This window comes from Pseudomonas sp. PvP089 (genome assembly GCF_017875165.1).
In the GTDB taxonomy this organism is placed as follows: Bacteria; Pseudomonadota; Gammaproteobacteria; order Pseudomonadales; family Pseudomonadaceae; genus Aquipseudomonas; species Aquipseudomonas fortuita.
In genome coordinates, this window is the sequence record NZ_JAGGME010000001.1 from 1,544,999 (window position 1) to 1,567,309 (window position 22,311).

At 61.6% G+C, this 22,311-nt stretch carries 22 protein-coding genes, 1 tRNA gene and 1 pseudogene; 20 read left to right on the forward strand and 4 right to left on the reverse strand.

The annotated features are described in order from the left end of the window. Positions 1–251 precede the first annotated feature (251 nt). From J3A71_RS07050 to J3A71_RS07135, 18 genes are all read left to right on the forward strand, one after another. Positions 252–725: a Dps family protein gene (locus tag J3A71_RS07050; RefSeq protein WP_003254783.1), complete on the forward strand. Its 474-nt coding sequence runs from the start codon at positions 252–254 to the stop codon at positions 723–725. Between the two features lie 228 nt (positions 726–953). Beyond that, on the forward strand, positions 954–1,283 hold the full coding sequence (locus J3A71_RS07055) for a ribbon-helix-helix domain-containing protein (protein WP_016488658.1): 330 nt from the start codon (positions 954–956) through the stop codon (positions 1,281–1,283). Between the two features lie 92 nt (positions 1,284–1,375). Continuing rightward, positions 1,376–1,597 (forward strand): zinc ribbon domain-containing protein, encoded by a 222-nt coding sequence (locus tag J3A71_RS07060; RefSeq protein WP_003254776.1) that lies wholly within the window; start codon positions 1,376–1,378, stop codon positions 1,595–1,597. Positions 1,598–1,690: 93 nt separating this feature from the next. Further along, the gene (gene aspS / locus J3A71_RS07065; RefSeq protein ID WP_016488657.1) at positions 1,691–3,466 is read left to right on the forward strand and encodes an aspartate--tRNA ligase; all 1,776 of its coding nucleotides are present in this window, start codon (positions 1,691–1,693) and stop codon (positions 3,464–3,466) included. Positions 3,467–3,579: 113 nt separating this feature from the next. Beyond that, complete coding sequence (locus J3A71_RS07070; RefSeq protein WP_023048900.1) at positions 3,580–4,326, forward strand: YebC/PmpR family DNA-binding transcriptional regulator; 747 nt, start codon at positions 3,580–3,582, stop codon at positions 4,324–4,326. A 184-nt stretch (positions 4,327–4,510) separates the two neighbouring features. Next, positions 4,511–5,035: a crossover junction endodeoxyribonuclease RuvC gene (gene ruvC / locus J3A71_RS07075; RefSeq protein WP_016498323.1), complete on the forward strand. Its 525-nt coding sequence runs from the start codon at positions 4,511–4,513 to the stop codon at positions 5,033–5,035. 109 nt (positions 5,036–5,144) lie between these two features. After that, complete coding sequence (gene ruvA / locus J3A71_RS07080; RefSeq protein WP_016488654.1) at positions 5,145–5,762, forward strand: Holliday junction branch migration protein RuvA; 618 nt, start codon at positions 5,145–5,147, stop codon at positions 5,760–5,762. After that, positions 5,759–6,805, forward strand: coding sequence for a Holliday junction branch migration DNA helicase RuvB (ruvB, locus tag J3A71_RS07085; RefSeq protein WP_016488653.1), 1,047 nt, complete (start codon positions 5,759–5,761; stop codon positions 6,803–6,805). The genes ruvA and ruvB overlap by 4 nt, the downstream gene beginning before the upstream one ends. A gap of 125 nt (positions 6,806–6,930) precedes the next feature. Then, on the forward strand, positions 6,931–7,383 hold the full coding sequence (gene ybgC / locus J3A71_RS07090) for a tol-pal system-associated acyl-CoA thioesterase (protein ID WP_096426666.1): 453 nt from the start codon (positions 6,931–6,933) through the stop codon (positions 7,381–7,383). Positions 7,384–7,385: 2 nt separating this feature from the next. Then, positions 7,386–8,081 carry a protein TolQ gene (gene tolQ / locus J3A71_RS07095; protein WP_008090219.1) on the forward strand — a complete coding sequence of 232 codons (696 nt, stop codon included), beginning with the start codon at positions 7,386–7,388 and terminating at the stop codon, positions 8,079–8,081. A 14-nt stretch (positions 8,082–8,095) separates the two neighbouring features. Next, positions 8,096–8,548, forward strand: coding sequence for a protein TolR (gene tolR / locus J3A71_RS07100; protein WP_012273765.1), 453 nt, complete (start codon positions 8,096–8,098; stop codon positions 8,546–8,548). Further along, complete coding sequence (tolA, locus tag J3A71_RS07105) at positions 8,548–9,666, forward strand: cell envelope integrity protein TolA (RefSeq protein ID WP_016488651.1); 1,119 nt, start codon at positions 8,548–8,550, stop codon at positions 9,664–9,666. The genes tolR and tolA overlap by 1 nt, the downstream gene beginning before the upstream one ends. Before the next feature lie 26 nt (positions 9,667–9,692). Further along, complete coding sequence (tolB, locus tag J3A71_RS07110; protein WP_012273763.1) at positions 9,693–10,964, forward strand: Tol-Pal system beta propeller repeat protein TolB; 1,272 nt, start codon at positions 9,693–9,695, stop codon at positions 10,962–10,964. 54 nt (positions 10,965–11,018) lie between these two features. Next, positions 11,019–11,519 (forward strand): peptidoglycan-associated lipoprotein Pal, encoded by a 501-nt coding sequence (pal, locus tag J3A71_RS07115; protein WP_012273762.1) that lies wholly within the window; start codon positions 11,019–11,021, stop codon positions 11,517–11,519. Between the two features lie 6 nt (positions 11,520–11,525). Continuing rightward, on the forward strand, positions 11,526–12,332 hold the full coding sequence (gene ybgF / locus J3A71_RS07120) for a tol-pal system protein YbgF (protein ID WP_016488650.1): 807 nt from the start codon (positions 11,526–11,528) through the stop codon (positions 12,330–12,332). Positions 12,333–12,500: 168 nt separating this feature from the next. Next, positions 12,501–13,148 (forward strand): 7-carboxy-7-deazaguanine synthase QueE, encoded by a 648-nt coding sequence (gene queE / locus J3A71_RS07125; RefSeq protein WP_016488649.1) that lies wholly within the window; start codon positions 12,501–12,503, stop codon positions 13,146–13,148. Positions 13,149–13,164: 16 nt separating this feature from the next. Continuing rightward, entirely contained in the window at positions 13,165–13,839 is a 675-nt protein-coding gene (gene queC / locus J3A71_RS07130) for a 7-cyano-7-deazaguanine synthase QueC (protein WP_016488648.1), read from the forward strand. Between the two features lie 60 nt (positions 13,840–13,899). Then, positions 13,900–13,975: transfer RNA gene (locus J3A71_RS07135), tRNA-Lys, on the forward strand. Positions 13,976–14,058: 83 nt separating this feature from the next. Here the strand turns inward: J3A71_RS07135 and J3A71_RS07140 are convergent. From J3A71_RS07140 to J3A71_RS07150, 3 genes are all read right to left on the reverse strand, one after another. Beyond that, positions 14,059–15,018: a cation transporter gene (locus J3A71_RS07140; RefSeq protein ID WP_016488647.1), complete on the reverse strand. Its 960-nt coding sequence runs from the start codon at positions 15,016–15,018 to the stop codon at positions 14,059–14,061. 145 nt (positions 15,019–15,163) lie between these two features. Further along, positions 15,164–17,230, reverse strand: a complete 2,067-nt coding sequence (locus J3A71_RS07145) for a methyl-accepting chemotaxis protein (protein ID WP_096426665.1) — start codon at positions 17,228–17,230, stop codon at positions 15,164–15,166. Between the two features lie 65 nt (positions 17,231–17,295). After that, a complete protein-coding gene (locus J3A71_RS07150; RefSeq protein ID WP_096426664.1) occupies positions 17,296–18,648 on the reverse strand; it encodes an APC family permease in 1,353 nt (450 codons plus the stop codon). Between the two features lie 439 nt (positions 18,649–19,087). Here J3A71_RS07150 and J3A71_RS07155 point away from each other — a divergent pair, with 439 nt between their 5' ends. Together J3A71_RS07155 and nadA are read left to right on the forward strand one after the other, a co-directional pair. Continuing rightward, entirely contained in the window at positions 19,088–20,596 is a 1,509-nt protein-coding gene (locus J3A71_RS07155) for a YdgA family protein (RefSeq protein WP_096426663.1), read from the forward strand. 270 nt (positions 20,597–20,866) lie between these two features. Next, positions 20,867–21,925 carry a quinolinate synthase NadA gene (gene nadA, locus J3A71_RS07160; protein WP_016488643.1) on the forward strand — a complete coding sequence of 353 codons (1,059 nt, stop codon included), beginning with the start codon at positions 20,867–20,869 and terminating at the stop codon, positions 21,923–21,925. A 114-nt stretch (positions 21,926–22,039) separates the two neighbouring features. On the opposite strand, the pseudogene J3A71_RS07165 reads toward nadA, so the two are convergent. After that, positions 22,040–22,195 (reverse strand): annotated as a pseudogene (locus J3A71_RS07165) (M48 family peptidase); the annotation flags it as partial. Positions 22,196–22,311 lie beyond the last annotated feature (116 nt).

Sequence of the window (22,311 nt, forward strand, 5' to 3'; positions counted from 1 at the left end):
CACAGGAAGAGCGGGCAGTACGGTGCGCATGAGGTGTAAAGCGCGAACACGTGACAAGCCAGCCTATGCACCCGGCAATGACAGTCCGCACGGGTGGCACGGTGCCTATTTAACAGCAAAGCCGAAGCCTACTCAAACCGCAGGCCTCAGTGGGCGATGTGTTGCGCCATGTCACAGGCAGTGTGGGTAAAGTGTTGCTACAGTGGTCGGCGTCCGCTTGAGTCTCAAGCCTTATGGAAAGGGGAACTTCAATGGCAATCGATATCGGTATCAGTGAAGAAGATCGCAAGTCCATCGTCGATGGGCTGTCTCGCCTGTTGTCGGATACCTACGTGCTGTATCTGAAAACCCATAACTTTCACTGGAACGTTACCGGCCCGTCGTTCCGCACCCTGCACCTGATGTTCGAAGAGCAGTACAACGAGTTGGCGCTGGCAGTGGATTCGATTGCCGAGCGCATCCGTGCACTGGGTTTCCCTGCGCCAGGGTCGTATGCATTTTATGCGCGGCACTCCTCGATCAAGGAGGAGGAAGGCGTACCCCCGGCGGACGAGATGATCCGCCAGCTGGTCCAGGGCCAGGAGGCCGTGGTGCGAACTGCCCGTAGCATCTTCCCGGTAGTGGACAAAGTCAGTGATGAGCCAACCGCCGACTTGCTGACCCAGCGCATGCAGGTTCACGAAAAAACCGCGTGGATGCTGCGCGTGTTGCTCGACGGGAAATAAATACCCCAGCGCTGTGACAAAACCTGTGGGGGCGGGCTTGTCCCGCGAATGAGGCCACGCGGTGTATGGCACCGGCTTTGCCGGTGTTCGCGGGGCAAGCCCGCTCCCACAGTGTTTTCCTCGCGCTCAGGACTCGAGTGTTTGTGCGGGAAGACTTTGCTGCTGCTTTAAACCTGCCGCCCGGCGCTTCATTGGTCACCTGTTACCGGTGACGAGGAAGTAGGGCGCATGATGCAAGCGAGCAAGCGTGTGGCTGGTCAGGGAAGCTGGCCAGGAAAACAGTGCATTGATCCGTTCAAGGCAGATTTCGATATGTTGCAGACGCAGCCGGTGTCACGTTCGGTGCGGCTCAACGGTTTTTCCACCTGTCTGCGCCTGGAGGCCGTCTACTGGGGCATCCTGGAACGCATCGCCGCCGCCAACCGCTGTTCGGTCAGTGCGGTGTTGTCCTACGTGGACCGCGAAGTGCACCTGCGCCAGGGTGGAGTGCGCAACTTCAGTGGGCTGATTCGGGTAATCTGCGTTGCCTGGCTGCAAGACCCGCCAAGTGTGCGCTGATCGCCTGGCGGGCTGCGCAGTGCTTGGTAACCATATATAATCCCGCTTTTTGCTGCCCTGGCAGCCAGCGTTATGGTTGACGAGAGACACCCATGCCCCTTTATGACTATCAATGTGCGTCCTGCGAGCACCGCATGGAAGTGCTGCAAAAGATCAGCGCCGCGCCGCTGACCGATTGCCCGGCTTGCCAGGCGCCGGCGCTGAAGAAGCTGCTGTCGGTGCCAGGCTTCCGCCTGAGCGGTAATGGTTGGTACGAAACCGACTTCAAGACCGGGGCGAAAAAGAATCTGGCAGGCGGCGACAAAGCCGACTGAGTTGAATGCTGTGACCGGGTCTTGCAGTATTAGCCCTCTGGGCGGCCAAGGCCTCCACCGAATACACGAATCACGAGAAGCGAAACCACCATCATGATGCGCAGCCATTATTGCGGCCAACTGAACGAGAGCCTGGACGGCCAGGAAGTCACCCTTTGCGGCTGGGTCCATCGTCGCCGCGACCACGGCGGGGTGATCTTCCTCGACATCCGTGACCGCGAAGGCATGGCCCAGGTCGTGTTCGACCCGGATCGCGCCGAAACCTTCGCCGCCGCCGACCGCGTGCGCAGCGAGTATGTCGTACAGGTCACCGGCAAGGTCCGCAAGCGTCCAGAAGGTGCAGTGAATGCCAACATGGCTTCCGGTGCCATCGAGATCCTCGGCTACCAGCTCACCGTGCTCAACGAGGCGGAAACCCCGCCGTTCCCGTTGAACGAGTTCTCCGACGTCGGCGAGGAAACCCGCCTGCGCTACCGTTTCATCGACCTGCGTCGCCCGGAAATGGCTGAAAAGCTGCGCCTGCGTTCGCGCATCACCAGCAGCATCCGTCGCTTCATGGACGACAACGGCTTCCTCGACGTCGAAACGCCGATCCTTACCCGTGCCACTCCGGAAGGTGCGCGTGACTACCTGGTGCCAAGCCGTACCCACGCCGGTAGCTTCTTCGCGCTGCCGCAGTCGCCCCAGCTGTTCAAGCAGCTGCTGATGGTCGCCGGCTTTGACCGCTACTACCAGATCGCCAAGTGCTTCCGTGACGAAGACCTGCGTGCTGATCGCCAGCCGGAATTCACCCAGATCGACATCGAGACCAGCTTCCTCGATGAAAGCGAGATCATGGGCCTGACCGAGAGCATGATCCGCAAGCTGTTCAAGGAAGTGCTGGACCTGGAATTCGGCGAATTCCCGCACATGACCTTCGAAGAGGCCATGCGCCGCTACGGTTCCGACAAGCCAGACCTGCGTAACCCGCTGGAACTGGTCGACGTTGCCGACCAGCTGAAGGATGTCGACTTCAAGGTGTTCGCAGGCCCGGCCAACGATCCGAAGTGCCGCGTGACCGCTCTGCGCCTGCCAGGCGGTGCCAGCATGCCGCGCAGCAAGATCGACGAGTACACCAAGTTCGTCGGCATCTACGGTGCCAAGGGCCTGGCCTACATCAAGGTCAACGAGCGCGCCAAGGGTGTCGAAGGCCTGCAGTCGCCTATCGTCAAGAACATCCCTGAGGCCAACCTCAACAACATCCTCGACCGCGTTGGCGCTGTAGACGGCGACATCGTGTTCTTCGGTGCCGACAAGTTCAAGGTGGTCAGCGAAGCCCTGGGCGCCCTGCGTATCCGTCTGGGTCACGATTTCGAGCTGCTGACCTGCGAGTGGGCGCCGATGTGGGTCGTCGACTTCCCGATGTTCGAAGAGAACGAAGACGGCAGCTTTACCGCGCTGCACCACCCGTTCACCGCGCCGAAGTGCACGCCGGAAGAGCTCGAAGCCAACCCGGCCACCGCGCTGTCGCGTGCCTACGACATGGTCCTGAACGGCACCGAGCTGGGCGGCGGTTCGATCCGTATCCACCGTAAAGAGATGCAGCAGGCAGTATTCCGCCTGCTGGGCATCGAGGCAGCAGAACAGGAAGAGAAGTTCGGCTTCCTGCTCGACGCCCTGAAGTTCGGTGCGCCACCTCACGGTGGCCTGGCCTTCGGCCTGGACCGCTTGGTCATGTTGATGACCGGCGCCCAGTCGATCCGTGAAGTGATCGCCTTCCCGAAAACCCAGAGCGCCGCGTGCGTCATGACCCAGGCCCCTGGCCTGGTCGACGCCAAGGCCCTGCGCGAGCTGCACATTCGACTGCGCGAACAGACCAAGGTCGAGTAAGCGGTCCCGGGCGCATCCACATGGATGCGCCTTTGCGTTTCGGCGCAGGTATTTTCCCGTCCCGCCCCGTACAGGGGCGGGGCTGTTTGTGATTCAAAGGATTCGGAGTCGTTATGGCTGGTCATTCCAAGTGGGCGAACATCAAGCACCGCAAAGAGCGCCAGGATGCCAAGAGAGGCAAGGTCTTCACCAAGTGGATCCGCGAGCTCACGGTCGCTGCCAAGCAGGGCGGCCCTGACCCGGCATCCAACCCGCGCCTGCGCCTGGCACTGGACAAGGCCCTGGGCGCCAACATGAGCCGCGATATCATCGACCGAGCCGTGGCCCGTGGTGCTGGCACCAATGAAAGCGACAACGTCGAAGAGCTCAGCTACGAAGGTTATGGCCCGGGTGGCGTGGCGATCATGGTCGAAGCCATGACCGACAACCGCAACCGTACCGCCGCCGCCGTGCGTCATGCCTTCACCAAGTGTGGCGGCAACCTGGGCACTGACGGTTCGGTGGCCTATCTGTTCGAGCGCAAAGGCCAGCTCAGCTTTGCCCCGGGTGTGGAAGAAGACGCGTTGATGGAAGCGGCGATGGAAGCCGATGCCGACGATGTGGTGGCCAACGATGACGGCTCGTTCGACGTGTTCACTTCATTCAACAGCTTCTACGCCGTGCGCAATGCCCTGGAAGAGGCGGGCTTCAAGGCTGCGGACGCGGAAATCGTCATGCAGCCGACCACCAGCGCCGAGCTCGACCAGGACGGTGCTGAAAAGGTGCTCAAGCTGATCGACATGCTCGAAGACCTGGATGACGTGCAGAACGTCTACTCCAATGCCCAGATTTCCGACGAGATCATGGAAAACCTCGGCTAAGGTGACCTGGCGATCCACGCCGGCTCTTTGAGTTTTCAGTGCCTGTACCGGCCCTTTCGCGGGTAAACCCGCTCCCACAGGTACTGCACCGCGTTCGAATGCGGTGCAGTACCTGTGGGAGCGGGTTTACCCGCGAAAGGGCCGGTACAGTTTGCAAAGACGCATCATTTTTACGACAGGCACTATGACTCTGATTCTTGGTATCGACCCCGGTTCGCGCATCACCGGCTACGGCGTAGTACGCCAGACCGCCCGTGGTTGCGAGTACGTGGCGTCGGGCTGCATCCGCACCGGCAGCGGCGAGCTGCACGAGCGGCTGCAGATCGTTTTTCGTGGTGTCAGTGAAATCATCGCCCAGCATGAACCGGTGACCATGGGCATCGAGCGGGTGTTCATGGCCCGCAATGCCGATTCGGCGCTAAAGCTCGGCCAGGCCCGCGGCGCGGCTATCGTCGCTGCCGCCGAAGCCGGGCTCGAAATCGCTGAATACAGCGCCACCCAGGTCAAGCAAGCGGTGGCTGGGACCGGTGGGGCCAACAAGGAGCAGGTGATGATGATGGTCATGCACCTGCTGAAACTGACGCAAAAGCCGCAGATCGACGCCTCGGACGCCCTGGCTATCGCCCTGTGCCACGCCCACACCCGTTCCAGCCTGGTGCCCCATGGCCTGGCCACGGCGCGGCGGCGCGGCGGGCGCTTGCGTCTGTAGGCGCTTCATGCGCTGATACACATTTTGTGCGGGTGATGCGTTCACCCGTTGCATTTGCTGATAGGGTTGAGCGGTCTTTGACCGGCTCCCCGAGAGGAAGGATCGGAACGTGATTGGACGTTTGCGCGGCACCCTGGCGGAGAAACAGCCGCCGCACCTGATTATCGATGTCAACGGCGTGGGTTACGAACTGGAAGTTCCCATGACTACGCTGTACCGTCTGCCCAAGGTGGGCGAACCCGTCACCGTGCACACCCATCTGGTCGTGCGCGAAGACGCCCACTTGCTCTATGGGTTTGCCGAAAAGCGCGAGCGTGAGCTGTTCCGCGAGCTTATCCGGCTCAATGGCGTCGGTCCCAAGTTGGCATTGGCGCTGATGTCCGGCCTGGAAGTCGACGAGCTGGTCCGCTGCGTGCAGGCCCAGGACACGTCGGCCCTGGTGCGCGTGCCCGGCGTCGGCAAGAAAACCGCCGAACGCCTGCTGGTCGAGCTCAAGGACCGTTTCAAGGCCTGGGAAACCTCGCCGGCCATGTTCACCCTGGTGTCCGATGGCCCGTTGCCAGCCGCCAGCGAGTCCAGCGCCGAGGCAGATGCCGTCAGTGCTTTGGTATCGCTGGGTTACAAGCCGCAGGAAGCGAGCAAGGCAATCGCTGCGATCAAGGACAAGGCCGGCCTTGGCAGTGAAGAGCTGATCCGCCGCAGCCTGAAAGGGATGATTACCAAGTGATCGAAGCCGACCGCCTGATTGCCGCCAGTGGCCGCGACCGCGAAGAGGTCCAGGACCGTGCGATTCGCCCGCTGAGCCTGGACGATTACATCGGCCAGCCGGTGGTGCGCGAGCAGATGGCACTGTTCATCCAGGCCGCCCGTGGCCGCAGCGAGTCGCTTGACCACACGCTGATTTTTGGCCCGCCCGGGCTGGGCAAGACTACTCTTGCCAACATCATTGCCCATGAAATGGGCGTGTCGGTAAAAAGCACCTCGGGGCCGATCCTCGAGCGCCCGGGCGACCTGGCAGCCATGCTGACCAACCTCGAACCGCACGACGTGCTGTTCATCGACGAGATCCACCGCTTGTCACCGGTTGTCGAAGAGGTGCTCTACCCGGCCATGGAGGACTTCCAGCTCGACATCATGATCGGCGAAGGCCCGGCGGCCCGCTCGATCAAACTCGACCTGCCACCGTTCACCCTGGTAGGGGCTACCACCCGTGCCGGCATGCTCACCAACCCGTTGCGTGACCGCTTCGGTATTGTCCAGCGCCTGGAGTTCTACAGCGACAAGGACCTGGCCACCATCGTCAGCCGTTCGGCCAACATCCTTGGCCTGGTCATCGAAGACCAGGGCGCCTACGAGATTGCCCGACGTGCCCGTGGCACTCCGCGTATCGCCAACCGCCTGCTGCGCCGCGTGCGCGACTACGCCGAGGTACGCGGCAAGGGCCAGATCACCAAGGCCGTGGCCGACATGGCGCTGAACCTGCTGGATGTCGACGAACGTGGCTTCGACCATTCCGACCGCCGCCTGCTGCTGACCATGATCGAGAAGTTCGATGGCGGCCCGGTAGGGGTGGACAACCTGGCTGCGGCCATCAGCGAAGAGCGCCATACCATCGAAGATGTGCTGGAGCCGTACCTGATCCAGCAGGGCTACATCATGCGCACGCCGCGCGGTCGCGTGGTCACCCGGCATGCCTACCTGCACTTTGGCCTGAATATTCCCGGGCGTTTGGGGGAGGGCGGTGATTTTTCCGAGCCAGGCGATGAATGACAGATCAAAAGCGACTTTTCGTGGTCCTACCGCTGGCATACCAAGGGTGCGCTGGCAATAAGACATTAATGAAGAAAAAACAGTTGCCACAGCGGATTGGCAAGCTGAGGAGTAAGCACTAGAGTATGCGCGCGCAAAATCAGCTCGAACCGTTCGCACACCGTTGTCGCGTCTATTACGAAGATACCGATGCGGGCGGTGTGGTGTATTACGTCAACTACCTGAAATTCATGGAGCGCGCGCGCACCGAACGCTTGCGGCACCTGGGGTTTTCCCAGTCGCAGCTGGCTGAAGACAACCTGCTGTTCGTGGTCCATTCCAGCGAAGCGCGTTATCACGCGCCGGCGCGGCTGGATGACGAATTGCGGGTGACCGCGCACGTACTTGAACTCAATCGCGCCAGCCTGCGTTTTGTACAGCAGGTCTGGCGGGAAAAGGATGAAACGCTGCTTTGCGAAGGGCAGTTCCTGGTGGCCGCCGTGCGCGCCGACACTTTCAAACCCCGAGCCATACCCCCCCAGCTGCGCGACGCCTTTGCGGCGGACGGCTCGGGTAATCAACCGAATGCAGGAGAATAAGCGTGGAAGCTAACGTCGTCGACCATACCTCCATGTGGAGTCTGGTCAGCAATGCCAGCGTGGTGGTACAGCTGGTAATGCTGATTCTGGTGGCCGCCTCGGTCACCTCATGGATCATGATCTTTCAGCGCAGCACCATGCTGCGCGCTGGTCGTCGTGCGCTGGATGCCTTCGAGGAGCGCTTCTGGTCGGGCATCGACCTGTCCAAGCTGTACCGCCAGGCAGGCAGCAACCCCGACCCGGATTCTGGCGTGGAGCAGGTCTTCCGTGCCGGCTTCAAAGAGTTCTCGCGCCTGCGTCAGCAGCCGGGCGTTGACCCTGACGCGGTCATGGAAGGCGTTGGCCGTGCCATGCGCGTTGCCATCTCGCGCGAGGAAGAAAAACTCGAGCAGAGCCTGCCGTTCCTGGCCACCGTCGGTTCCACCAGCCCGTACATCGGCCTGTTTGGTACCGTATGGGGCATCATGAACTCCTTCCGCGGCCTGGCCAGTGCCCAGCAGGCCACCCTGGCAACCGTTGCCCCGGGGATCGCCGAAGCGCTGATCGCCACCGCCATTGGCCTGTTTGCAGCAATCCCGGCGGTAATCGCCTACAACCGTTTTGCCGCGCGCAGCGAAGTGCTGATCGGTCGTTACTACACCTTCGCCGACGAGTTCCAGGCGATCCTGCACCGCAAAGTGCACACCAGCGAAGAGTAATCAGGTAGAAGCCCATGGCCCGAGTTCGCCACAAACGCAAGCCCGTCGCCGAGATGAACGTGGTGCCCTACATCGACGTGATGCTGGTGCTGCTGGTCATCTTCATGGTGACGGCGCCCATGCTCAACCAGGGCGTGAAGGTCGACCTGCCCAAGGTTTCCAGTGAAGCCTTGCCGCAGGACAACAACGTCCAGATCCTCACCATTTCCATCAAGGCCGACAAAACCTACTACTGGAACCTTGGCAGCGAAGTCGATACCGACAAGCAGATGGACAAGGCCATGACCTTGCCTGACATGACCAATGCAGTGACCAAGATCATTGCTGCCGGCCGTGACCAGGGCAAGCAAACCCAGGTGTTCATTCGTGGCGACAAGGCTGTCGACTATGGCGCGGTCATGGGTGCCATGGGCGGGTTGCAGAAGGCCGGTGTCGGTAACGTTGGCCTGATTACCGAGGCGCCCTGATGCAACAGCGAGAGCCATCCGCCTCGGAAAGCTACTTCTGGCCCAGTGTCTGGGCCATCGGCCTGCATGTGCTGGTGTTCGCCATGCTGTTCGTCAGTTTTGCCATGACGCCAGAACTGCCGCCTTCCAAGCCGATTGTTCAGGCTACCCTGTACCAGCTCAAATCCAAGAGCCAGGCGACCACCCAGACCAATCAGAAGATTGCCGGGGAGGCGAAGAAAACCGCTTCGCGCCAGACCGAGGTCGAGCAACTGGAGCAGAAGAAGGTCGAACAGGAGGCCGTGAAGGCCGCGGAACAAAAGAAGGCCGACGCCGCTCAAAAGGCCGAAGAGGCTCGCGAAGCCGCCGAGGCGAAAAAAGCCGAGGACGCTGCCAAGGCTGCCGAAGCCGCCAAGGCTACCGAGGCCAAGAAAGCCGCAGAAGCCAAGAAGGCCGAAGAGGCTAAGAAGGCCGCCGAGAAGCAGCAGGCCGACATCGCCAAGAAAAAGGCCGAGGAAGAAGCCAAGAAAAAAGCCGAAGAAGAGGCCAAGAAAGAGGCCGCTGAAGAGGCGAAGAAGCAAGCCGCCGAGGACGCCAAGAAAAAGGCAGCCGAAGAGGCCAAGAAGAAAGCAGCCGAGGACGCCAAGAAGAAAGCGGCGGCCGAGGACGCCAAGAAAAAGGCAGCTGAAGAGGCCAAGAAAAAGGCCGCTGCAGACGCCCAGAAGAAAAAGGCACAGGAAGCGGCCCGCAAGGCGGCAGAAGACAAAAAAGCCCAGGCCTTGGCCGAGCTGTTGTCCGACACCACCGAGCGGCAGCAGGCGCTGGCCGACGAGCAGGGTGACCAGGTGGCCGGCGACTTCGACGACCTGATCCGCATGCGCGCGGCCGAGGGCTGGGCACGTCCGCCTTCCGCGCGCAAGGGCATGACGGTGGTCCTGCAGATCAACATGTTGCCGGACGGCACCATCACCAGTGTCAGCGTGGCCCGTTCCAGTGGTGACGGCCCGTATGACAGTTCGGCGGTGGCTGCGGTGAAGAACATTGGTCGTTTGACCGAGATGCAGGGTATGAAGCCGAGCGATTTCAACCAATATCGTTCGTTCAAGATGACATTTACACCTGAGGATCTAGCGTTGTGATTAAACGTCTGAGAGGACTGCTGGTCATGCTCTGCTGCGTGGCAGGCATGGCGGTGGCAGAGGAAAAGAACATCCTGGTCACCAGCGGCAGCGACCGGGCAACACCCATTGCGGTAGTGCCGTTCGGTCTGCAAGGCGGCAGCGTGCTGCCCGAAGACATTGCCGACATCATCGGCAACGACCTGCGCAACTCTGGCTACTACTCGCCGATTCCGCGGCAGAACATGATCAGCCAGCCGTCGCAGGCCAGCGAAGTCATCTTCCGTGACTGGAAAGCGCTGGGTGCCCAGTACGTGATGGTTGGCAGCATCGTGCCATCGGGCGGTCGCCTGCAGGTGCAGTACGCCCTGTTCAACGTCGCCACCGAGCAGCAAGTGCTGACCGGCAGCGTCGCGGGCAGCACCGACCAGTTGCGTGACATGGCGCACTACATCGCCGACCAGTCGTTCGAGAAGCTCACCGGCATCAAGGGCGCGTTCTCAACCCGTATGCTGTACGTGACCGCCGAGCGTTTCTCCACCAACAACACCCGCTACACGCTGCAGCGTTCGGACTACGACGGTGCGCGTGCGGTCACCCTGCTGCAATCGCGCGAGCCGATCCTGTCGCCTCGCTTTGCACCGGATGGCAAGCGTATCGCCTATGTGTCGTTCGAGCAGAAGCGTCCGCGCATCTTCATTCAGAACATCGACACTGGCCGCCGCGAGCAGGTGACCAACTTCGAAGGCCTGAACGGTGCGCCAGCCTGGTCGCCTGATGGTTCGCGCCTGGCGTTCGTGCTGTCGAAGGACGGCAACCCTGACATCTATGTGATGAACGTGGCGTCGCGCCAGATCAGCCGAGTTACCGCAGGCCCGGGTATCAACACCGAGCCGTTCTGGGGTAAAGACGGCAATACCCTTTACTTCACGTCCGACCGTGGCGGCAAGCCGCAGATCTACAAACAATCGGTCAGCGGTGGTGGTGCCGAGCGCGTCACCTTCGTGGGTAACTACAACGCCAACCCGAAACTGTCGGCTGACGAAAAGACCCTGGTGATGATCCATCGCCAACAGGGCTTTACCAACTTCAAAGTGGCGGCACAGGACTTGCAACGCGGAAGTGTAAAGATTCTCTCGGAAACAAGTCTTGATGAGTCTCCCACTGTTGCGCCAAACGGCACCATGCTAATCTACGCCACCCGCCAGCAGGGCCGGGGAGTCTTGATGCTCGTGTCGCTTAATGGCCGCGTGAGGCTCCCACTTCCTACCGCTCAAGGCGAAGTCAGAGAACCGTCCTGGTCCCCTTACCTGAACTGATTGCGGCGTAATACGTTTTGCTTAACACACTGGGGTTTCATTAGGAGTTTCACGATGGAAATGCTGAAGTTTGGTAAATTCGCTGCGCTGGCTCTGGCCATGGCTGTAGCTGTAGGTTGCTCCTCGAAGGGCGGTGACAACGCAGGCGAAGGCGCTGCTGTAGATCCGAACGCTGGCTACGGTGCCAACACTGGCGCTGTTGACGGCTCCCTGAGCGAAGAAGCCGCCCTGCGCGCAATCACCACCTTCTACTTCGAATACGACAGCTCGGACCTGAAGCCAGAAGCCATGCGCGCTCTGGACGTTCACGCCAAGGACCTGAAGTCCAACGGCAACCGCGTTGTCCTGGAAGGCAACACCGACGAGCGCGGCACCCGCGAGTACAACATGGCTCTGGGTGAGCGTCGTGCCAAGGCCGTTCAACGCTACCTGGTTCTGCAGGGTGTTTCCCCTGCTCAGCTGGAACTGGTCTCCTACGGTGAAGAGCGTCCTGTTGCCACTGGCAACGACGAGCAATCCTGGGCTCAGAACCGTCGCGTAGAACTGCGTAAGTAAGTTCTTATGCGTATGTGCCGCCGTGTAGTAACCGTCCTCGCACTCAGCCTGCCGCTCGCGGCCTGGGCTGAGGTCCCTGTAGTAGATGACAACGCAGGCAGCTATCCGCCTGTGGGTTATGGCACGAGCGGCGCCTATGCCGGGTCAGGGGCTTCGGCCCCTGCCTCTGCACAGGGCCAGCTGTTCATGCAGCTGCAACAGATGCAGGACCAGCTTTCCCGCCAGCAAGGCATCATCGAAGAGCTGCAGAACGATGTGTCGCGCATGAAGCAGGAAAACCTGGAGCGATACCAGGACCTGGACCGTCGCATCAACAGTGGCGCTGCACCTGCCGCGACCCCTGACAATTCCTCCGGTGGTGGTGCTTCAAATGCCGCCCCCGCTGCAGCAGCTGGTGCTGCTGCGCAACAACCGGCCGCCAGTAGCGAGCCTGGTGATCCCGCGAAAGAAAAGCTCTACTACGATGCTGCTTTCGACCTGATCAAGCAGAAAGACTTCGACAAGGCCAGCCAGGCCTTCAATGCCTTCCTGCGCAAGTACCCCAACAGCCAGTACGCCGGCAACGCCCAGTACTGGCTGGGTGAAGTGAACCTGGCCAAAGGCGACCTTCCGGCTGCCAGCCAGGCCTTCGCCCAGGTCAGCCAGAAGTATCCCAAGCACAGCAAGGTGCCGGATTCGCTGTACAAACTGGCCGATGTCGAGCGCCGCATGGGCCACACCGACAAGGTCAAGGGCATCCTGCAGCAGGTCATCACCCAGTACCCCGGCACCTCCGCCGCGCAGCTGGCCCAGCGTGACTTGCAGAAGCTCTGAGCCCTGCAGCTGTACCGCTCGAAAGAAACCCGCGCCAGTCGCGGGTTTTTTCGTTAGAATCACTGCCCTTTTTTCGTAAACACGCTGCTGCGGATAACGCCATGTCGAGTCCGCGACAGTGCCTGACGGAGGCGGACAGCCTGTTTAGCTGTCACGCCCGTGGCGAGCATGCAAGACACATTACGCATCACAGAAGTCTTTTACTCTTTGCAGGGTGAAACGCGAACGGCTGGCCTGCCCACCGTATTCGTGCGCCTTACCGGCTGCCCCCTGCGCTGCCAGTACTGCGACAGTGCCTATGCCTTCACTGGCGGCACTGTTCGTACCCTCGATTCGATCCTTGAGCAGGTTGCCGGCTTCAAGCCTCGCTACGTGTGCGTGACAGGTGGCGAGCCGCTGGCCCAGCCGAATGCCTTGCCGTTGCTGCAACGACTGTGCGACGCCGGCTATGAGGTCTCGCTGGAGACCAGTGGCGCCCTGGATATCTCGGGCACCGATGTGCGCGTCAGCCGTGTGGTCGACCTCAAGACCCCTGGGTCGGAAGAGTCCCACCGTAACCGCTACGAGAACATCGAGCAGCTCACCCGCAACGACCAGGTCAAGTTCGTCATCTGCTCGCGCGAGGACTATGACTGGGCTGTCTCCAAGTTGATCCAGTACAACCTGGCCGAGCGCGCCGGCGAGGTGCTGTTTTCGCCAAGCCACCACCAGGTGAGCGCAAGCGACCTGGCCGACTGGATCGTTGCCGACAACCTGCCCGTACGTTTCCAGCTGCAGTTGCACAAGCTGCTGTGGAACGACGAACCCGGACGTTGATTGAGAGTAAAAGCACATGACTGAGAAACGCGCAGTAATCCTGCTGTCTGGCGGCCTTGATTCCGCCACCGTCGTAGCCATGGCCAAGGCCGAAGGCTACAGCTGCTACACCATGAGCTTCGACTATGGCCAACGCCACCGTGCCGAGCTGAATGCAGCTGCCCGTGTCGCCCGGGACCTGGGCGTGGTCGAGCACAAGGTAATCGGCCTGAACCTCGACGGTATCGGTGGTTCGGCGTTGACCGACAGCAGCATCGACGTACCTGAAGCCCCAAGCGAAGGCATCCCGGTCACCTACGTGCCGGCGCGAAATACCGTGTTCCTGTCGCTGGCCCTGGGCTGGGCAGAAGTGCTGGAGGCGCGTGACATCTTCATCGGCGTCAATGCCGTGGATTACTCCGGTTATCCCGATTGCCGTCCCGAGTTTGTCGAAGCCTTCGAGCGCATGGCCAACCTGGCTACCAAGGCGGGCGTAGAAGGGCAGGGCTTCCGTATTCAGGCGCCGCTGCAAAACATGAGCAAGGCGCAGATCGTGCAGGCCGGCATGGCCCGTGGCGTGGATTACAGCCTGACCGTTTCCTGCTACCAGGCCGACGATGATGGCCGCGCCTGTGGCAAATGCGACAGCTGCCGCCTGCGCGCCGACGGCTTCAAGGCGGCTGAGGTACCAGACCCTACGCGGTATGTTTGAAAAAACTGTGATGGGGTATTGATTTCTCTTTAGAAATCAGTATTATACGCGCCATCAATCGGGTCGTTAGCTCAGTTGGTAGAGCAGTTGGCTTTTAACCAATTGGTCGTAGGTTCGAATCCTACACGACCCACCATACGCAGTACGTCAAAGCCCGCTACCAGAAATGGTCGCGGGCTTTTTCGTTTTCGCGATCTTGGGGCGCACAGCGCCCCCAGCTTACTCGGCCCACTCGGGGTCGCCTGTGAATACCACCGTCAGCCAGCGGTCCGGCCCTTCACCGCCTACTGCATCACCAATCTCGTTGCGCCACGTATCCCATTCATCGATGGTCTTTGCGGCCATTGTCTTTGGCACGATGAAATACAGCTCAATCTCTCGTGAGCGCCCAACCTTGGCGACATAGGCACGGTACGACTGCAGCCCGTGGCGGGCGACAAAGGCCTTGGCCACTTCATCGACGTGCAGCTTGAGGTCGCCGGGGGTAACCAGAAAGATTTCAGACAGCGCCTGGCGGACCACCGACAGCGGCAGCGGAATGATCACCAGGCACACCAGCGCCAGCACCGCCGGGTCGATGTACGGCGACACCCACTCCAGCGATGTGCCTTGCACCGCGTAACCAAAGCAGAAGGCGATCAGCAACGCGGCGGTGATGCTGGCCGACATCACCCAGCCCTTGACGTCCATGCGCACGAAGTCTGACTTCAGCTTGCGGTTGGCGCGGGCTTCGACGACGGCGATGGTCACGCAGGTGATTACGGTCAGCACGGCATAGACCATGGCAATACCGAACTCCAGGTGACGCCCGCCTTGCAACAGGCTGCTGACGGCGTTGATCAACGCGTAGATGGCCACGCCGCTAAGCAGGATGCCGTTGAGTGCCAGGACCATCGGTTCCAGGTGCCAGAAGCCCATGGTGAAACGCTCACGCAGCTTGCGTGACATCTGCACGCTGGTGGTGTGCGAGGTAATCAGCTTGACCACTACAAGTGAAAGGCCGCTCATGCTGGCGTCGACCAGCGAGTACACGCCGTCGAAGACGATGGAGAATGAGCCGGAGGCCAGGCCGAAGGCGATGCCGATGGTGGCGATGAACAGGGTGACGGCAATCGAGGTGCGTAACAGGCCCTGTTCGCTGGTGATGTCGAAGAAGGTGGATCGGGTTGCGGTTTGCATGACGTGTGCTCAGTAAAAACGATAATGCTGTGGTGGCTGTACGGGCTTCTTCGCGGGCACGCCCGCTCCCGCCGAGCCTGCGTTGGCCTGGAAGGCGACCACGCACCTGTGGGAGCGGGCGTGCCCGCGAAAGGGCCCTTGCAGGTTAGACGCGGAATTGCTCCATCAGCGCCTGTTGCTGGTTGGCCAGCCGGTTCAGCGCCTGGCTGATGCGCGCCGATTCGTCGGCCTGGCCAGCCAGTGATTCTGTCACATCCCGGATGCCTGCCACGTTACGGTTCACTTCCTCGGCCACCGCGCTCTGTTCTTCGGCCGCAGAGGCAATCTGCAGGTTCATGTCGCTGATCACAGTCACCGCCTCGCCAATGCGCTGCAGTGCAGGCAGCGCCTGTTCCATGCGTGCCGCGCTGGCCTGGGCCTGGCGCTGGCCTTCGTGCATGGCGCCCACGACATCTTGGGTGCCTTGCTGCAGGCCTTCGATGACCTGGCGAATTTCCTCCACCGACACCTGCGTGCGCTGGGCCAGGCCGCGCACCTCATCGGCGACCACGGCAAAACCACGCCCGGCTTCGCCCGCACGGGCGGCTTCGATGGCTGCATTGAGTGCCAGCAGGTTGGTCTGCTCGGCGATGGTGCGAATCACCTCCAGCACCGAGCCTATCTGGCCGCTGCGACCCTCCAGTGCGCGGGCCTCGTCCATGGCAGTGTTCATGCCGGCGGCCAGGCGATCGATGCCCTGGCGGGTGCTGTCGATCAGTTGCAGGCCTTCGCGGCTGGCCTGGTCGGCGGCCCGTGCGGCCTGGGCCGCCTGTGAGGCATTGTGTGCAACATCCAGGGCGGTGGCGCTCATCTCGTTGGCCGCCGTGGCCACTTGCTCGATTTCACGGTGCTGCTGCTGCATGCCGTTGCTGGTCTGGCTGGCGATGGCGGCAGACTGGTCGGCGGTGCCGCGGGCCTCCTGCAGCGAGCCCTTGACCTGAGCGATGACGGGTTGCAGTTTGTCGAGGAAGCGGTTGAACCAGTGGGTGAGCTGGCCCAGTTCGTCCTGGCGGGCGTAGTCCAGGCGGCGCGTGAGGTCGCCTTCGCCGCTGGCAATATCTTGCAGGCGTGCGGCCACGGCCAGTATTGGCCGGGTGACGCCGCGTGCGGTCAACCACACCAGCAGCAAGCCTGCGATGGCAGCGCCAAGGCCGATCAGCAGGCTGTTGAGGTTGGCATTCTGGCTATGGGCGTCCAGGCGCTGGTTGAGGGCTACGGCGGGTGCCTGCAGCACGCTTTCCGGCAGTTCCAGCAACACCTGCCAAGGGGCTGCGCCAGGGATCGGGGCGAAGGGGTGGGCCACGCGCAGCAGGCCGTCGGCTACTGCATTGTCCATGGGCTTACCGAGCACGCTGGCGTCACGACTGTTGCCAGCCAGCAGGCCGGCTGCGCTGGCAATACTCACATGGCCCTGGCCATCGAACAGCTCGCGGCGGCCGTCCAGGCTCAGTTGCTGCAGGTTGGCCAGGCCAATGTCCAGGCCGACCACGCCGACAACCTTGCCCTGTTCCAGCAGTGGCAGGGCGATGCTGGTCATCAGCACCTGACGGCCATTGACCTCGTCGAGGTACGGTTCGAGCATGCAGGTAGTGGCGGTGTCCTGCGGGCAGGTCAGCCAACGGTTCTTCGCTGCGCCGTTGCTGCCAATGCTGGCATCGCCAAGCATGGCTTCCGGCATGGCTTCAAGTTCCAGGGCGCCGGGGCGCGGTTGTGACCAGTACAACGAGAAACGCCCGCGTTCATTGCTACCCATCGCCTCCTGGCCAAGGTGCTGGCTGTCCTGCTGGTCCAGCGCATTGGGCTGGAACACCAGGTACAGGCCGATTACATCCGGGTTGCCGGCCAGGCTGGCACGGGCCTGGCGCGTCAGCTCGGTGCGCAGGTCACTGCCGCCTCGGGCCTTGAGTACCTGCACCAGGCGGGCAAAGCCATTGGCGTACTGATAGGCGTCCATGAAGTAGCGCTGCACCCGCAGGGCCTGGGTTTGCGCGTGGGCCTGCAGGCGCTGGCGCGCACTGTTGTCGAGCATGGCGGTGCTGGCCTGGCTGACCAAGGCAGCGCTGCGCTGCGCCTGGGTCAGCGAGGTGGCCACCAGCAAGGCGACGATGGCCAGCAGGCACAGGCCGGCGAGCAGGGTGATCTTCCACTGGATGGAGAGGCGACGCAGCGGCATGAGGCATTCCTTTTCGGGCAAGTACAACGCCCGCGGTCAGGCGCGGGCGTTGTCGGCAGCAGGGGTCATTCGGCGATGTAGTTGGGCGGTGCCGACCGGAAGGCTTTGGTCAGCCAGCCCAGGTAGATCAACCCGAGCGTTGCCCAGATGCCGCCAAACATCAGCGAGTGCACATTCAGGTCCAGCCACAGCGAGACGATGATGCAGAAGCCGATGGTAGGCAGCACCAGGTACTTCAGTTGGTTGGCCAGGCCTTTGCGGTTGCCTTCGCGCAGGTAGCAGTGGTTGATCACCGACAGGTTGACGAAGCTGAATGCGACCAGTGCGCCGAAGTTGATGATCGAGGTCGCGGTAACCAGGTCGAAGAAGATCGCTGACAGCGAAATCAGCCCCACCACCGCAATGTTCAGCACCGGCGTCTTGTAGCGCGAGTGCAGGCGGGCAAAGAGGCTGGCGGGGATCACGTTGTCGCGGCCCATCACGTACAGCAGGCGCGACACGCTGGTTTGCGAAGCCAGGCCAGACGCGATGGTGTTGATCACGGTGCAGGCGATGAATACCGACTGGAACAGCTTGCCGCCGACGTACAGGGCGATTTCCGGCAGGGCCGCTTCCTGGTCGTGGAAGCGCGCCATGGTCGGGAAGTAGGCCTGGATGAAGTACGACACGGTGATGAACACCACGCCACCGATCAGTGCGGTCAGGAAGATCGCCCGTGGGATCGTCTTGGCCGGGTCACGGGTTTCTTCGGACAGGCAGGTGACCGCGTCGAAGCCCAGGAACGAGAAGCACAGGATGGTGGCACCGGCAGCCAGCGCGCTGAGGTGGGTCTGGCTGTCGGCGAACGGCAGCAAGCTCCAGGTGGTGCCCAGCCCTTCACCCTGGCCCAGGCCGCGCACGCACAAGTAGATGAACACGGCGATGATCGCCACCTGAACGCCTACAAACAGCAGGTTGAAGTGCGCCACCAGGTTCACGCTGCGCATGTTGATCAGGCTGATCAAGGTGACGAAGCCGACGACCCACAGCCATTCTGGTACTTCAGGGAACATGGCCGAGAGGTACAGCTTGGCCAGCAGCGCGTTGACCATCGGCAGCAGCAGGTAATCCAGCAGCGACGACCAGCCGACCAGGAAGCCCACATGCGGGCTGATCGCACGTTGTGTGTAGGTATACGCCGAGCCCGACTGCGGAAAGCGTTTTACCAGGGTGCCGTAGCTTACGGCGGTGAACAGGATGCCCGCCAGCGCCAGGATGTAGGCGCTGGGCACATGGCCGGCGGTGATGCCGCTGACGATGCCGAAGGTGTCGAACACGGTCATTGGGGTCAGGTAGGCCAGGCCAATGATGATCACGTGCCAGAGGCGCAGGGTTTTGCGAAGTTGGCCGTTGCCGGAAGCGCTGTGATCAGGCTGCATGCTGACATGGCTCCTGGTGCTGGGCGTAAACGGCGGGCACGGTGTATTGCGCATGCGGCAAGGGCGAGCGGGTGGGCTCCATGTTGTTCACCTTTTTTGTAGGAGCAGCAGAAGGCGCGGGGGACGCGCTAAGTGGTGAAAATAAAAAACGATGGGTAGGTTGGTGTCAAGTTAAACATGACAAGATGTTACTGAATTGAAATATTTATCGATTTATAAGGGGTTTTGTTCGGTTTTTGCGCGTTTTTTTGCGGTTTTGATCAATTTGAATGTTCGTAAAAATTAACGAATGTGCCTCCCGTGGATGCGTGTCAGATGGTTCTGAAAAATGGATTTCTCGGTGAAGGCTGGCCCTCGTCTTCCATCGCAGTGTTAATCTTCGCCTCCTGCGTGGCCTTTGCTCGCCCAATGAAGCCCTTACGGACAATCGGTTCTATTCATGAAGAAATCAGTTGGCATTCTTTCCGGCCTGGCGATCGCCATTGCCGTCGCATCTACCGCTGGCGCCTGGTACACCGGCAAGCAACTGCCAGCCGAACTGGACAACGCCGTTGCCCGCAGCAACGCCGAACTCAAGAAGGCCCTGGTGACCACCGGCGGCAGCATGAGCATCGAACGGGTATCGCTGGAGCAGCATTTCTTCAGCACTACCGCCCAGTACCGGCTCAAGGCCCGCGACATAAACCTGGGTGAAGGCGAGGTGGTGAATTTCGACGTGGGCGTGACCGACCAGATTGAGCACGGCCCCTTTCCCTGGTCGCGGGTAAAGGCGTTGAAGCTGATGCCAGTGATGGCGGTCAGCAACAGCACCTTGCAGAAGGACGATGCCACTGCCGCGTGGTTCGCTGCCGCAGGCGAGCAGGCCCCGATCAGTGCACAGACCAGCCTGGGGTACGGCGGCAGTGTGGCCAGCCAGGTCCGGCTGGCGCCGGTCAAGCTTGACGAGGCGGACGGCAACAGCCTCGACTTCTCGGGTATGCAGCTGGAGGTCAGTGGCGACAAGGAGGGCAAGGCTTCGAAATTCCACGGGCAGGCCGACCGTTTCGTGATGAAACTTGTGCGCGATGATCAGCCGCCTGCCACGTTCGAACTCAAAGGCCTGAAGGTTGGCGGCAACTTGGCCGCCACCCCGCACGACACTGTCTATGTGGGTAACGTCGACCTGGCGCTGGCCGAAACCAAGGTCACCCTGGGGCCGAAACAGCAGGTGCTGCTGATCAAGGGCCTGGAGCAGAATGTCCTGCAAGCCCTCGATGGCCCGGATACCGTGGGCGGTCGCGTGGAGTACAAGGTCGGCGACATGACCTGGGATGGCCGTGCGGTGGGCAAGGCGCAGATGGTGGTGAGTGTCACCTCGGTCAACGCACCGGCATTGCAGGCGTTGTCGAAGTGGTACCAGGCGCACTTGCCGGAGTTCGAGGCAGCGTCTGCCGCTGGCCAGCCTGTACCGCAGATCCGCATGGACGACGCTGAGAAGGCCAAATTCCAGGGCGACCTGCGGCAACTGCTGGCCGCCAGGCCCAAGGTGGCGATAGAAAACCTGGCGTTCAAGACCGCCAATGGCGAGAGCCGTTTCAACCTGTCGATGGCCTTCGCCGCCCCAGCCAGCTTCGATCTGCCGCCAGACCAGTTGAGCAAGCAACTGATCACCGAGGTGAAGGGCAAGCTATCGCTCTCCAAGCCGATGATGGGTGACCTGGCGACCTTGCAGGCGCTGCTGGATGGCCAGACTGATGCCCAGGCGATTGCCATGCAATCTAGCCAGGCGGGGGAGATGGTCGGCATGATGGCGCTGCAAAGTGGCCTGGCCACCGTTGAAGGCAACGATGTGGTGAGCAGCCTGCACTATGCCGATGGCATGGTCGACTTCAACGGCAGGAAAATGACCGTGGAAGCGTTTGCCATGCTCATGGCAGCGCACCTGGCAGCACTGTCGCCGCAGGGTTGACACCCGCTTTGTCAGGCAACGCTGTTTTGTAGGAGCGGCCTTGAGTCGAAAGGGCTGCTCCTACACAACGCTCATTGCAGTCGCTCGGGTGACAACACAAAAACCACTTTAGTAATCGCTGGATTGTCTGTAGCCTTCGGCCTCCGATAATAATCCGCGCCCGCAGAGGGCCGTGGCGGCCTGCGTGCCGTCCGGCACCCTTAGCCGATCTGTCAGGGCCGGGTGATACACTCGATTTGATGCGCGCGCGCGCCTGCAGGTCCAGCGATCATGACCCAGATTTCCGAACGCCTGTTGGTTCAGGCTCACCTCGACGCCAAGCAGCCCAACCCGCTGACAGCCGAGCAGGAGGCCGAATACCGTGCGGCCATCGCTGCCGAGCTCAAGGCCCAGAACGCCGTGCTGGTTGCCCACTATTACTGCGACCCTGTCATCCAGGCCTTGGCTGAAGAAACCGGTGGCTGCGTGTCCGATTCGCTGGAGATGGCCCGCTTTGGCAAAAATCACCCGGCCGAAACGGTGATCGTGGCCGGTGTGCGCTTCATGGGCGAAACCGCAAAAATCCTCACCCCGGAAAAACGCGTGCTGATGCCCACCCTGGAGGCCACCTGCTCGCTCGACCTGGGCTGCCCGGTTGAAGAGTTCTCAGCCTTCTGCGACCAGCACCCCGAGCGCACTGTGGTGGTCTATGCCAACACTTCGGCTGCCGTGAAGGCCCGTGCCGACTGGGTGGTGACTTCAAGCTGCGCGCTCGAAATCGTCGAAAGCCTGATGGATAACGGCGAAACCATCATCTGGGGCCCAGACCAGCACCTGGGTCGTTACATCCAGAAGCAGACCGGTGCCGACATGCTGCTGTGGGACGGTGCCTGCATCGTTCACGAAGAGTTCAAGTCGCGCCAGCTGGCCGACATGAAGGCGCTGTACCCGGACGCAGCGATCCTGGTGCACCCCGAGTCGCCTGAAGCGGTGATCGAGTTGGCCGATGCGGTGGGGTCCACCAGCCAACTGATCAAGGCGGCGCAAACCCTGCCAAACAAGACCTTCATCGTCGCCACCGACCGCGGCATCTTCTACAAGATGCAGCAGTTGTGCCCGGACAAGGCGTTTGTCGAAGCCCCCACCGCTGGCAACGGTGCGGCATGCCGCAGCTGTGCGCACTGCCCGTGGATGGCGATGAACACCCTGGAGCGGGTGCTGGACTGCCTGCGTAATGGCAGCAACGAGATTTTTGTCGACCCGGCCCTGGTGCCCAAGGCGATCAAGCCGCTGAATCGCATGCTGGACTTCACCCAGGCGGCGCGCCTGAAGCTGTCCGGTAACGCCTGAGATCGCTGGGTCTTTGTGGGAGCGGGCTTGCCCCGCGAACACCGGCGAAGCCGGTGCCAGGCACCGCGTGCCCCCCTTCGCGGGGCAAGCCCGCTCCCACAATATTCAACCCCCTCAGCGCCCCATCATCTCCCGAACCATACGCTGTTGTTCCAGGATCTCGCGCTGGCGCTGGTCAATTTGCGACGCCAGCGGGAAGTTGCCGCCCGCCCGGCGCTTGGCGTAGTCCAGCTGCTGGATCGCCTGGTCAAAGTCCCCCGCCAGGGTGAAAAGCCGCTGAATCGCATGCTGGACTTCACCCAGGCGGCGCGCCTGAAGCTGTCCGGTAACGCCTGAGATCGCTGGGTCTTTGTGGGAGCGGGCTTGCCCCGCGAACACCGGCGAAG